The sequence below is a fragment of the Hyphomonas johnsonii MHS-2 genome (genome assembly GCF_000685275.1).
GTDB classification, from domain to species: Bacteria; Pseudomonadota; Alphaproteobacteria; order Caulobacterales; family Hyphomonadaceae; genus Hyphomonas; species Hyphomonas johnsonii.
On record NZ_ARYK01000007.1, the window covers coordinates 148,806 to 160,785 of the forward strand.

Annotated in this window: 12 protein-coding genes; all 12 read left to right on the plus strand. The window is 62.8% G+C overall.

Going from position 1 to position 11,980, the window contains the following annotated elements:
• Position 1 precedes the first annotated feature (1 nt).
• The 12 genes from lnt (at position 2) to truB (ending at position 11,926) form a co-directional block, all read left to right on the plus strand.
• Positions 2-1,645: an apolipoprotein N-acyltransferase gene (lnt, locus tag HJO_RS14255; protein WP_035618051.1), complete on the plus strand. Its 1,644-nt coding sequence runs from the start codon at positions 2-4 to the stop codon at positions 1,643-1,645.
• A gap of 40 nt (positions 1,646-1,685) precedes the next feature.
• Positions 1,686-2,105, plus strand: coding sequence for a helix-turn-helix domain-containing protein (locus HJO_RS14260; RefSeq protein WP_035618052.1), 420 nt, complete (start codon positions 1,686-1,688; stop codon positions 2,103-2,105).
• Positions 2,106-2,139: 34 nt separating this feature from the next.
• Complete coding sequence (trmB, locus tag HJO_RS14265; RefSeq protein WP_051618641.1) at positions 2,140-2,847, plus strand: tRNA (guanosine(46)-N7)-methyltransferase TrmB; 708 nt, start codon at positions 2,140-2,142, stop codon at positions 2,845-2,847.
• 177 nt (positions 2,848-3,024) lie between these two features.
• Positions 3,025-3,234 (plus strand): cold-shock protein, encoded by a 210-nt coding sequence (locus HJO_RS14270; protein ID WP_035618053.1) that lies wholly within the window; start codon positions 3,025-3,027, stop codon positions 3,232-3,234.
• A 303-nt stretch (positions 3,235-3,537) separates the two neighbouring features.
• Positions 3,538-4,137 carry a ribosome maturation factor RimP gene (gene rimP / locus HJO_RS14275; RefSeq protein WP_035618054.1) on the plus strand — a complete coding sequence of 200 codons (600 nt, stop codon included), beginning with the start codon at positions 3,538-3,540 and terminating at the stop codon, positions 4,135-4,137.
• On the plus strand, positions 4,134-5,897 hold the full coding sequence (gene nusA / locus HJO_RS14280; protein ID WP_035618055.1) for a transcription termination factor NusA: 1,764 nt from the start codon (positions 4,134-4,136) through the stop codon (positions 5,895-5,897). Before rimP ends, nusA begins: the two co-directional genes overlap by 4 nt.
• The gene (locus HJO_RS14285) at positions 5,872-6,549 is read left to right on the plus strand and encodes an RNA-binding protein (RefSeq protein ID WP_051618642.1); all 678 of its coding nucleotides are present in this window, start codon (positions 5,872-5,874) and stop codon (positions 6,547-6,549) included. The genes nusA and HJO_RS14285 overlap by 26 nt, the downstream gene beginning before the upstream one ends.
• A gap of 53 nt (positions 6,550-6,602) precedes the next feature.
• Positions 6,603-9,167 (plus strand): translation initiation factor IF-2, encoded by a 2,565-nt coding sequence (gene infB, locus HJO_RS14290; RefSeq protein ID WP_035618056.1) that lies wholly within the window; start codon positions 6,603-6,605, stop codon positions 9,165-9,167.
• Between the two features lie 11 nt (positions 9,168-9,178).
• Positions 9,179-9,706: a YcxB family protein gene (locus HJO_RS14295; protein ID WP_035618058.1), complete on the plus strand. Its 528-nt coding sequence runs from the start codon at positions 9,179-9,181 to the stop codon at positions 9,704-9,706.
• The gene (gene rbfA, locus HJO_RS14300) at positions 9,706-10,107 is read left to right on the plus strand and encodes a 30S ribosome-binding factor RbfA (RefSeq protein ID WP_035618059.1); all 402 of its coding nucleotides are present in this window, start codon (positions 9,706-9,708) and stop codon (positions 10,105-10,107) included. Before HJO_RS14295 ends, rbfA begins: the two co-directional genes overlap by 1 nt.
• Positions 10,108-10,199: 92 nt before the next feature.
• Positions 10,200-10,844 (plus strand): membrane-associated sensor domain-containing protein, encoded by a 645-nt coding sequence (locus HJO_RS14305; RefSeq protein WP_035618060.1) that lies wholly within the window; start codon positions 10,200-10,202, stop codon positions 10,842-10,844.
• Between the two features lie 119 nt (positions 10,845-10,963).
• On the plus strand, positions 10,964-11,926 hold the full coding sequence (gene truB, locus HJO_RS14310; RefSeq protein WP_035618061.1) for a tRNA pseudouridine(55) synthase TruB: 963 nt from the start codon (positions 10,964-10,966) through the stop codon (positions 11,924-11,926).
• Positions 11,927-11,980: the final 54 nt, after the last annotated feature.

The following is an 11,980-nucleotide window of genomic DNA, read 5'->3' on the forward strand; positions in this document are numbered from 1 at the left end:
CATGAAAGACGGAGTGCGCAGCCACGGGTTCACCGCCCTTGGCCCCTTGCACGAGGCGTTCGCGCGCCTGTCGGGATGGGCAGCGGCCGGGACGGCCTTCCTGCTCGGCGCCCTCGCGGCGGTCGCGTTTGCACCATTCCACTTCAGTGCAGTCCTGATCATCTCCTTCACCGGCCTGATCTGGATGCTGGACGGCGCCCGGAGCCATCGCAACTGGGGCAAGTCCGTGTTCATGCGGACATGGGCCTTCGGTGTCGGCTTTTTCCTGATCAGCATGCACTGGACGGCTGCGCCTTTCCTGGTCGAGCCGGAAAAGACGGCGATCTTCCTCTGGATGCCGCTGCTGCTGCTTCCTGCGGGCATGGCCCTGATCTGGGGCGCAGTCGGCGCGATGGCCGGCGCATTCTGGTCTTCATCGCCATCGCGCGTGTTCGTGTTCGCACTTTTCTTCGCACTCGGTGAATTTGTCCGCGGCCACCTGTTCGGCGGGTTCCCCTGGAACCTGCCCGGCACGACCTGGGTTCCCGGTGGCGCGCTGTCACAGGCTGCATCCATCGGCGGTGTTTACTGGCTGACCCTGCTCACCGTGTTTGTCGTCTCGGCACCCGCGGCGCTTGTCGATACGCGCGACGTCCGCGGTCTCGCCATTCGTATGGCACCCACCTTCGCGTCCGGTATCCTGCTTGCGGTCGGCTGGGCGTGGGGCGCCCAGCGCATCGCCGAACCTTCGCCCCTGTCTGACACCGTGATCGTGCTGATGGATTCCGGCGTGCCGCAAAACGAAAAATGGCAGGTTGGCCCCGACGCCATACTCAACGAATACGTCAAGATGCTGACAACCGAGGAAGGCGCGCCGGGGGACATAATCCTCTGGCCCGAAGGCGCTGTTCCCGTGAACCTGCTGCAGGATCCGAACGCCATGGACATCGTGTCCGCCTATCTTGGCCCGCGCATCCTGATCGCCGGGACCACGCGATACGAAATCACCGGTGACGATACCCGCGACTATTTCAACAGCCTCACGGTCATCGACCAGAGCGCGGCCCGGTCAGGCCCGATTGCCCTGTATGACAAGCACAGGCTGGTTCCCTTCGGTGAATTGCCGGCAGCCGAGATCATCCCGTTCGGCCGGTCTTTCTCCAGCCTGCTCCCCGGCGCGATGCAGCAGCTGGCGACCGACGGCTTCACGCCCGGTCCCGGCCCGGCAGTCATTTACGCCGACAATGTGCCGCCCTTCGTCGCGCTGATCTGTTATGAGGGCCTCTATCCCGCAATCACACGCAACGCCAATCTCAGCGCGCGGGCCGACTGGCTGGCCCTGGTATCGAACGATGCCTGGTTCGGCGGCGGAATGGGCCCCTCCCAGCATTATGCCCAGAATCGCTACCGCGCGATCGAGTCAGGCCTGCCGATGGCGCGCGCGGCCAGCCGCGGCGCGTCCGCCATTGTCGACGGTTATGGCCGCGAAGTCCTGAGGGCCGGACCGGTCGCTGGTGCGCGCGAAGGCTGGAGCACAGCATACGGACGTGGGCGGCTTCCGGCCCCTGCCGGCGTGACGCTCTTCCAGCAGCGCATTGGCGTTATTTTGTTCTGGGTCACCCTGCTCGCGTTCGCGGGCCTAGCTTTCGCGAGCTGGCGGCGCTAGTATGACAATAAAATAAAGAGGATGCGAACTCGGGTGGGAGATGTCTGAGAACAAACTGCCAAGTGGAATCGACAGGGTAGTTGGTCAACGTGTTCGCTGGCGGCGCAGAGAACTTAAGCTTACTCAGGAACGACTTGGCGAACTCCTGAATCTCACCTTTCAACAAGTGCAGAAATACGAAAAAGGCGTGAATCGCGTGTCCGCGGGCCGTCTGTTCGAGATCGCATCCGTGCTCGGGGTGCCGATCACCTATTTCTTCGAAGGGGCCGAAGGGTTCGTCGAGCACGAAAACGCGCAATTTGCGGAAGATGGCAGCGATGCGCATGCGCCGGTGATGAACACCGAGACGCTGGACCTGATCGCCGCGTTCCAGAAGATAGAGGACACGTCGCTTCGCAAGTCCCTGCTGAACACTGTCCGTGCGGCGGCGTCGGCCTTCGACCCGAAACTGCAGGATTGATCCGCCGCGGCACGTGGGGCATGAGGCCACCCTCATGACCTCTGCTTCGCCCCCACCACCCAGGCCACGCATCCGCACCTTCGGGCGCACCGGCGGCCGCGCCTTGTCGGCCCGCCAGCAGGCGCTGGTGGACGATGTCCTGCCGCGCCTCTCCGTACCGGTCGGCGCGCCGGGCGCGCTTGACCCGAAATCCCTGTTCCCGTCTGCCACGGCGATCTGCCTCGAGATCGGCTTTGGCGGCGCAGAGCACCTTGTCGAACAGGCTCGCCGGGCGCCGGATACCGGTTTCATCGGGTGCGAACCTTTCATTGAAGGCATGGCCAAGGCCCTGACCGGCATAGAAGAAAACGGCCTCTCGAACGTCAGGCTCTGGATGGAAGATGCCCGCGACCTCATGCGCGGCCTTGCTGCAGGCTCGGTCGACAGCGTCTACATTCTCTTCCCGGACCCCTGGCCCAAGAAGAAACAGCAGAAGCGCCGCCTGATCCAACCGGAATTCCTGGACGAACTGGCCCGCATCGCCGCGCCGGGTGCCCGTATCCGGTTTGCCACGGACGTCGCCAGCTATGCCGACGAGGCCCTTGGGCATTTTCTGGCGCATGGTGCGTTCAACTGGCATGCAGGACGCGCATCCGACTGGCGCACACCGCCCGCAGACCACGTTCCGACCCGCTATGAGGCCAAAAGACTGGGCGATTGTGATCCGGTCTGGTTCGACTTCAGCGTGTATCCTGCGCCCTAGATTTGCTTGACGAAATGTCGCACTTGTGCGTTTTATTCCGCCATCGAATTCGGTCGGTCTGAATATCAAGACCCCGTCAGACCGACGGCCATGACTTTCTTCCCACCCGTTTCGATAGGCGGTTCAGGCTCATCTCCGAGCCAGGACGTTGTGTTTAGACGTGAAGGAATACAAGCAATGGCGACGGGTAAAGTGAAATGGTTCAACGACCAGAAGGGCTTCGGTTTCATCAAGCCTGATGATGGCGGAACCGACGTGTTCGTGCACATTTCCGCAGTTGAGCGTTCGGGCTTGCGCACGCTGGCCGAGGATCAGGCAGTCTCCTACGAGCTCTACAAGGATGAGCGCCGTGGCAAGACATCGGCCGTGGATCTGAAAGTCCTCTAGGCACCCCCTTCTCACGCATGGAGATGGGCGGGCTCCGGCAACGGTGCACGGTTCAGCACGGCATCAATCGATGCGGTGAAGGGTCTGCAATGGCAAAGGGCGTCTCCCCAGCCAATGCGCACGGTCTGCAGAGAGACAACCAGCGCCCTCAGCCTGACCTGTCCTGCGCCATTGGCAGCCTTAAGCCGTGCCCCTCTCGACATCTCTGGCCCACGACAGTATATAGCCCCCAAGTCGAAACATATCGGCGGCGGTTCCGGCAACGGGGCCGCCGTTTTTCTTTGCCCGGATTTACCCCGCCTCATGATCGCCCTGACTGAACAGGAACGCCGCATTCTGGACATCGCCACACCCGTGGCAGAGAGTCTTGGGATGGAAATCGTGCGCCTGCGCGTGATGGGCGGACGGCGCCCAGGCTTGCAGATCATGACGGAACGGGCCGGCGGCGCCCCCACGAGCGTGGAAGATTGCGCCCGCCTGTCGCGCGCGCTCAGCCCCGTGTTCGAAGCCGCAGACCCGATCAAAGAAGCCTATGTTCTGGAAGTCTCGACGCCCGGCATCGACCGCCCGCTTACACGGCCCGGCGATTTTGCCCGCTGGATCGGGCACGAAGTCAGGATCGAACTCGCTCGCCCGCTTGACGGGCGTCGCCGGTTCGGCGGAACCATTACCGGCGAAGACGAAGCCGGCGCCCATATCGAACTTGACGACCAGACAGAGCTGGTAGCCCATGTCAACGAGATGAGCCGCGCCACGCTCGTCCTCACGGACGCATTGATCGACGCGGCCCGCGCCAGCGGCAACCTGCCGCCGCAGCCGGACGAAGACGACCTCGGCGAATTCGAGATCGACGAAACCGAAGACGACACAGATACAAATGAAGAGACGGGAGACGTCACATGAATACAATCGGCGTTTCAGCCAACAGGCTGGAAATCCTCCAGATCGCCAAAGCGGTCGCCGAGGAAAAATCGATCGACCAGAGCATTGTCGTCGAAGCGATGCAGGAAGCCATCGAAAAGGCTGCCAAGGCCAAGTATGGCCAGGAGCACGATATCCGTGCCCGGATCGACCCCGCGACCGGCGAACAGACACTGTGGCGCATCCAGACCGTCGTGGCCGACGAGGATTTCGAGGACGATTCCAAGGAACTGCGCCTGACCGAAGCCAAGCGGATCGACCCGACGCTCGAAATCGGCGGCGAACTCAAGGAAGAGCTTCCTCCGTTCGATTTCGGCCGTGTCGCCGCCCAGACCGCGAAACAGGTCATCATGCAAAAGGTGCGTGATGCCGAGCGCGAGCGTCAGTACGAAGAATACAAGGACCGCGTCGGCGAGATCATCAACGGCATCGTCAAGCGCGTCGAATACGGCCACGTCATTGTCGACCTTGGCCGCGCCGAGGGCATCATCCGTCGCAATGACGGCATCCCGCGCGAGAACTTCCAACCGAACGACCGCGTGCGCGCCTATCTCTACAAGGTGAGCCGCGAAATGAAGGGCCCGCAGATCTTCCTGTCGCGCGCAGCGCCAGACTTCATGATCAAGCTGTTCGCCCAGGAAGTGCCTGAAGTGTATGACGGCGTCATCAATATCCGCGCCTGTGCCCGCGACCCGGGCAGCCGCGCGAAGATCGGTGTCATCTCCAATGACAGTTCGATCGATCCGGTCGGTGCCTGTGTCGGTATGCGCGGTGCGCGCGTCCAGGCGGTTGTCGGCGAGCTTTCAGGCGAGAAGATCGACATCATCCCGTGGAACTATGACGACGCGACCTTCATCGTGAACGCACTGCAGCCGGCCGAAGTGTCGAAAGTGGTGCTCGACGAGGAAGAGCGCCGCGTTGAAGTCGTGGTCGCTGACGACCAGTTTCCGCTGGCGATCGGCCGTCGTGGCCAGAACGTGCGGCTCGCCTCCCAGCTCACCGGCTGGCAGATCGACCTTGTCACGGAATCGGCCGACTCCGAACGCTACCAGCGTGAATTCCAGGAGCGGACAGACCTCTTCATGAAGGCGCTTGATGCCGATGAAACGCTGGCCCAGCTGCTGGCATCGGAAGGCTTCGAGACCGTCGAGGAGATCGCTTTCGTGGCCCCGGCAGACTTCATCCAGATCGAAGGCTTCGACGAGGAAGTGGCTGCGGAGCTGCAAGAACGTGCCCGTGAATTCCTCGACCGCCTGGCCGCTGAAAACGATGCCAAGCGCAAGGAACTCGGGGTCGAGGACGCAGTCCTGGAACTCGAGGGCATGACCCCCGCCTTTGCCGTGAAACTCGGCAATGAGGGCGTCAAGACAGTCGAAGACGTCGCCGGCCTCGTGCCTGACGACATTACCGGCTTCCGCGAGCCAGGCCCTGACGGCAAGCCGGTCTGGGTCGAAGGCATCCTGAAGAAGGGCGAAATGCGCAAGGACGACGCTCAGATGTTCATCATGAAGGCCCGCGTCGCAGCTGGCTGGATCGAGGCGGATGCCATCGAACAACTGATCGCTGCCCAGCAGCCGGCCGCAACCGAGACGGCTGATCTGACCGAGGAAGAACGCGCCCTGCTCGCGCTTGGTGGTCTCGGCGGCGAAGACGCGGCAGATGCCGCCCTCGAAGAGCTCGAGTTCGATCTCGAAGCCCTGGCAGCGGAGGGCGGTGATGACGAAGCCGCACCGGAAGAGTGATCCGCGCGTAACCGGCATTGAAGGTAACACGTCGGACGGGGAGGGCCCCGTCCGCCAGTGTGCCGTGACGCGCGAGCGTCTGGCGCAGACGGAGATGGTGCGCTTCGTGCTGTCGCCCGACATGGTCGTCACACCTGACGTCGCCTCCAAGCTCCCGGGCCGGGGCGTATGGGTCAAGGCGGACAGGGAGAGCGTAGCGCTTGCGGCCTCGAAAGGCGCCTTCGCCCGCGGCTTCAAGATGCAGGTCACCGTTCCTGAAGGCCTCGTCGATCAGGTCGAATCCCTGCTGCTGCAACGCTGCCTCAGCGTGCTTGGAATGGCCAAGAAAGCTGGCACCGTCATCCTGGGGTACGATCAGGTGAAGGACGCACTGCGCAAGAAGACCCACGGAATACTGCTCGAAGCGTCCGACGGTGCAGAAGATGGCCGTAACAAGGTGTATTTTCTTGCGAAAGCGCTATATAGCAACGTGAACGTCGCCGGGGCTCTCACTTCGGCGGAATTGGGCATGGCTTTTGGACGCGAGCGTGTGATACACGGTCTCCTCCGCAAAGGAGCCATTGCGAAGACGTGGACTCTCGCCTATCGGCGGCTGACCGGGTTTCGCGAGGTGCCTGAGTTGAACTGGTTCAAGGATCAGGATCGGGATTAGAAACTTGCCGGGACGCATGGGTGTTTCGGTGGAATATATGATATGTAGGACGCATGAGCGAAACGAACGATACAGGCAATAATTCGGGTGGCCGCAAGCCGCTCACCGTCGCACGCAAATCAGCTGGCACGGTGAAGCAGAGCTTCAGTCATGGCCGCTCGAAACAGGTTGTGGTGGAAACCAAGAAACGCCGGGCCGTCGGGCCGGGCGGGGCCACACCTGCGCCTGGGCAAGCGTCCGACGCGCCGACCAAGCAGGCCGAGAGTCTTGAGGCCCGCCTGATCGCGACCGCCCGCAAGCTCGGCATCACTGTTGACGAGCTCAAGGCCCGCCAGAAAGTGCTGCTTGAGCGCAAGGCTGAAGAAGCCAGCCGCGCCCTCGATAACAAGGAAGTCGTTGCCGCCCAGAACCGTCTGCGTTCGGAACAGGAGCGCAAGGCTCAGGAAGCTCGCGAGCGCGAAGAGGCTGAAGCCCGCCGCCGCGCCGAGGAAGAAGCCCGCAAGGCTGAAGCCGAAGCCATCGCTGCCGCACCTGCCCAGCAGGAAGAGAAACCGGCCCGCCGCACCAAATCCGATCCGGCCAACGCCGCCGCCATGCCAGACCCTGCCGCCGAAGAGGCGGCCGGCCGCAGCAAGCGCGGCAAGTCCGGCAAGGATGATCGTGAACGCTCGCGCGACGCAGCTGCACGTACTGTCCGCGACAGTGGCGAGCGCCGCCGTGGCAAGCTGACCATTTCATCCGCGCTCGGCGACGACGCTGATCGCCAGCGCTCCCTCGCGTCGCTCAAGCGCGCCCGCGAACGTGAACGTGAGCGTCGTTTCGGCGGTGCTGAACAGCGCGACAAGGTGTCGGTCGAAGTCACCCTTCCGGAAACCATTACCCTGCAAGACCTTGCAGGCCGCATGAACGAGCGCGTCGCCGATGTCGTGAAATTCATGATCAAGCAAGGCGAAATGATGCGCGGCAACGACATTGTCGATGCCGACACCGCTGAACTGATCGCCGAGGAATTCGGCCACACGGTCCGCCGCGTTGCCGAATCCGATGTCGAGATCGGCCTTGAAGGCGAGGCCGACGATCCAGCCACGCTGAAGCCGCGTCCGCCGATCGTCACGATCATGGGCCATGTCGACCACGGCAAGACCTCCCTGCTCGATGCCCTGCGCTCCACCGACGTCGTGTCGGGCGAAGCTGGCGGCATTACCCAGCATATTGGCGCCTATCAGGTGCAGCTGAAATCCGGCCAGAAGATCACCTTCCTCGATACGCCGGGTCACTCTGCCTTTACGGCCATGCGGGCCAGGGGCGCGAACGCCACCGACATCGCCATCCTCGTCGTCGCTGCAGACGATTCCGTGATGCCGCAGACGATCGAGTCCATCAATCATGCCAAGGCGGCCGGCGTTCCGATCATCGTCGCGGTCAACAAGATCGACCTGCACGATGCCCAGCCTGAGAAGGTGCTGACCGACCTTCTGCAGCACGACATCCAGGTTGAAGCCATGGGCGGCGCCACACAGGCCGTCAAAGTCTCTGCCAAATCCCGCATTGGCCTCGACGACCTGACCGACGCCATCACGCTGCAGGCCGAACTGCTCGAACTTTCTGCCAATCCTGACCGCGCCTCCGATGGCGTCGTCATCGAAAGCCAGCTCGACAAGGGCCGCGGCCCCGTCGCCACCGTGCTCGTCAAGCGCGGCACGCTCAAGCGCGGCGACATCGTCGTGGCCGGCGCCCAATGGGGCAAGGTCCGCGCCATCACCGACGAGCGCGGCCAGCAGCTCGAAGGCGCAGGGCCATCGCTTCCGGTCGAATTGCTCGGCCTCGATGGTGCCCCGGATCCGGGCGAACCGTTCGTTGTCGTCGAGACCGAGGCCCGTGCACGTGAGATCACTGAATATCGCGTGCGCAACAAGCGCCAGGTCGCCGGCAAGGCAGGCGTTGCCGCGCGTGTCTCGCTCGACCAGTTGCTCAGCCGCCTCAAGGACGGTGCCGTGGAAACCTCGGAACTGCCGATCGTCGTCAAGGGCGACGTTCAGGGCTCCGTCGAGGCCATTTCCATGTCGCTCGACAATATTTCGACCGAAGAAGTCCGCGCCCGCGTCATTCATGGCGCTGTCGGCGGTATTTCCGAGAGCGATGTCCTGCTTGCCAAGTCGTCGGGTGCCCCGATCTTCGCGTTCAACGTGCGCGCCAACAAGCAGGCCCGTGACCTCGCCGAGAAGGAAGGCGTCGAGATCCGCTACTATTCGGTGATCTACGACCTGATCGACGACGTGAAATCCACGCTGTCGGGCATGCTGGCACCGGAGAAGCGCGAAACCTTCCTCGGCTACGCCGACATTCTCGAAGTCTTCAACATCACGAAGGTCGGCAAGATTGCCGGCTGTCGCATCTCCGAGGGCAAGGTTGTCCGCGGCTGCGGCGTGCGCCTCCTGCGCGACGATGTCGTGATCCACGAGGGCAAGCTGAAAACCCTGAAACGCTTCAAGGACGAAGTGACAGAAGTTTCCAGCGGCATGGAATGCGGCATGGCCTTCGAGCGCTATGAAGACATCCGTGTCGGCGACAAGATCGAGTGCTTCCAGGTTGAGGAGATCGCGAGAACCCTCGCCTAGGGATCGACGCCATGACCGAGCCCCTGCGTGTCTCCGGACTCCTTCGTGAGCAGGACGTCAAACGGCTCACGCGGCTCACCAGGGGCGGCGCGGTCGGCCCGACCGCAGTCTATTATGCCGGCGTCACGGCACCGGTAATATCCGCCAGCATGGCAATCATGGTTCGCGAAGCCACCCGCATGATCGGCCTGTCGGACTATTGGCAATGGTTCATTTCCGCGATGGTAGCAGCCCTTGCGGGGATCAGCTGGTATCTGATCTTCATCCGCTGGTCGTATCGCCACAAGTTCGGACGCGGCACGGAAATGACTCTCGAAACACAGATTTCCCTCACAGATGCCGGCATCGTGCTTCGGCGCGGCGGCATCGAGACACGCATGGCATGGCAATGTGTGACCGGCATCAAAACCGGCCGCAGCCACACAGCGGTGATGGTTCGCGGCGCCGATGCGCTGATCATCCCGGATGCCTGGTTCAAAGGCAAAAAGGACGCCCGGACTGCCTTCATGGCCCGGCTGAAACAAGAGGTTCCCACCTGATGGCCCGCAAACCCGCTGCTGCCGGCATGCCCTCCCAGCGCCAACTCCGCGCCGGCGAGATCATTCGCCACGCACTTGCTGATATACTGACGCGCGAAGACCTGCGCGATCCGGATCTCGCCAGTGTCATCATCACGGTCGGCGAAGTGCGCTGCTCACCAGACCTTCGCCATGCCAATGTCTTCGTCACCCCGCTCGGCGACGACACGCAAGAAGGCCGGGACAAGCTCGCCGACGCCCTGACCCGTGCTGCCGCCTTCCTGCGCGGCAAACTCGGGCGTGAAATCGACATGAAGTTCACGCCCCAGTTGCACTTCATCGCTGACAAATCCTATGACGAGGCAACGCACATCGACCGTCTTCTCTCCGATCCGCGCGTCAAACGCGATCTCGAGAGCTGAGTCCGCAAGACTGCCGCCTTATCCGCTTTGTCATTTGACATGACGCCCATCTGTTGAGAGCGTTACCCAATTGCGACAGGGGAACGCACCGGATGGACCGCCAGACGCTCGATATGGAAGGCGCACGCCAAGGCGAAGTGTCGGCCGCTTCCCTTCAGCTTGGCGACGACACGATCGCTATCCGGCGCATTGCCACCATGTCGGTCGAAGGCATGATGTTCTTTCCGTGGGACACGCCCGGCAACCGGCAGACCCAGCGCCTGTATGCCACCCTGTGCGTCGCGAACCTGTTTTTCGGCCTGGTGGCAATCGGCTGGTGGGGCCTTATGCCGGGCCAGCCTTCCAGTGTTGTCGCCCTGTTCATCGGCGGCGCCCTGATGTTGCTTGGCATATTCCTCGGCCTGCGGGCCACACTGATCGCGATGCGCCTGAAAAAGCGCGAGCCCTATTACCGCCTCACCATCGGCACGTCAGACGGGCGGCAGATTCCGCTGGTCGACGACAATCGCGAGGTCCTGATCAAGATCCGGGACATCGTCCGCTACAAGATGGATACGAATGATACCGAGACCACGGGCGAGTTCGACCTCAATCTCGATATTATCGACCTGCACATGCCGAAAGACGGTCAGCGCCCGGAACGGGCCGCGAAGGTCCGGCCGCGCGAACCGGATGGGCCGGAAATCCTGTTCGACGATGCGCCCGACGCGGCCGAACCCCTCAAAAGCGCATCCTGACCGCCCTGCCCCGCGGTTGACGAAGCCACCGTCGCAGCCTATGGGCCCCGCTTCACATCCCGCCAGACAAACTGCCCACAGGCGTTCGAACCGCTTTGCAGGGCACAGGAGACCAGACCGTGGCTCGTCAGAGAAAACGCAAGGGCGATCCGATCAGCGGATGGCTGAACCTGTTCAAACCCGTCGAGATGACCTCGACCCAGGCTGTTGCAATCCTGAAACGCCTCTACAATGCCGACAAGGTCGGCCATGGCGGCACGCTGGACCCGCTGGCTGACGGTATCCTGCCCATTGCCTTCGGCGAAGCCACCAAGACGGTCCAGTGGGCGATGGATTCCGAGAAGGAATATGTCTTCACCATCGAATGGGGCACATCCACTGACAGCCAGGACACCGAAGGCGCCGTCACCGCCACGTCGGCGGCCCGGCCCTCGCGCGAGGCCGTCGAGGCCACCCTGTCGAATTATATCGGCCTGATCCAGCAGGTTCCGCCAAGATTCTCCGCCATCAAGGTCGACGGCCAGCGCGCCTATGACCTCGCCCGGGAAGGCGAAGACTTCGAACTGAAATCCCGTGAGGTCGTCGTGCATTCCGCCAAGGTCATCGGCATGCCCGATGCAGATCATACCGTGGTCCATGTGACATCCGGCAAGGGCTTCTATGTCCGCGCCATGGCACGGGATCTCGCTTTCGACCTGGGCTGTGAAGGCCATATCAGCCAACTGCGTCGCACCCGCGTCGGGTCATTCAGCGCTGCCGATGCCGTGGCGATTTCCGCCCTGCAGGAGATGACGGACAAGGCAGACCTGCTCGCCGCGCTGAAACCCCTGCAATCGGTGCTCACCGGCGTGCCGGCCCTGGACATTGCCCCGGGCGAAGCCGCCGATCTGCGCCAGGGACGATCGATCATGCTGATGCCGCATGTAATCGAGGCCTGGCGCGAGGCACGCAACCCTGCCGACGATGATGACCGCCTCGCCCTTGCCAGCTGCAACGGGACCGCCGTGGCCCTCGGCGACGTCCGCGCCGGACATTTCGAGCCGGTCCGTGTGTTCAACATTCGTGCATCGCAGAGCGCCTGACCGGCCATACCCCGGCAGGGCGGGCATATGAGGGGGCTGTCTCCCCCGACCACC

Coding starts and splice junctions, on each gene's coding strand:
- lnt (WP_035618051.1), top strand. CDS start 2: ATGAAAGACGGAGTGCGCAGCCACGGGTTCACCGCCCTTGGCCCCTTG.
- HJO_RS14260 (WP_035618052.1), top strand. CDS start 1,686: ATGTCTGAGAACAAACTGCCAAGTGGAATCGACAGGGTAGTTGGTCAA.
- trmB (WP_051618641.1), top strand. CDS start 2,140: ATGACCTCTGCTTCGCCCCCACCACCCAGGCCACGCATCCGCACCTTC.
- HJO_RS14270 (WP_035618053.1), top strand. CDS start 3,025: ATGGCGACGGGTAAAGTGAAATGGTTCAACGACCAGAAGGGCTTCGGT.
- rimP (WP_035618054.1), top strand. CDS start 3,538: ATGATCGCCCTGACTGAACAGGAACGCCGCATTCTGGACATCGCCACA.
- nusA (WP_035618055.1), top strand. CDS start 4,134: ATGAATACAATCGGCGTTTCAGCCAACAGGCTGGAAATCCTCCAGATC.
- HJO_RS14285 (WP_051618642.1), top strand. CDS start 5,872: ATGACGAAGCCGCACCGGAAGAGTGATCCGCGCGTAACCGGCATTGAA.
- infB (WP_035618056.1), top strand. CDS start 6,603: ATGAGCGAAACGAACGATACAGGCAATAATTCGGGTGGCCGCAAGCCG.
- HJO_RS14295 (WP_035618058.1), top strand. CDS start 9,179: ATGACCGAGCCCCTGCGTGTCTCCGGACTCCTTCGTGAGCAGGACGTC.
- rbfA (WP_035618059.1), top strand. CDS start 9,706: ATGGCCCGCAAACCCGCTGCTGCCGGCATGCCCTCCCAGCGCCAACTC.
- HJO_RS14305 (WP_035618060.1), top strand. CDS start 10,200: ATGGACCGCCAGACGCTCGATATGGAAGGCGCACGCCAAGGCGAAGTG.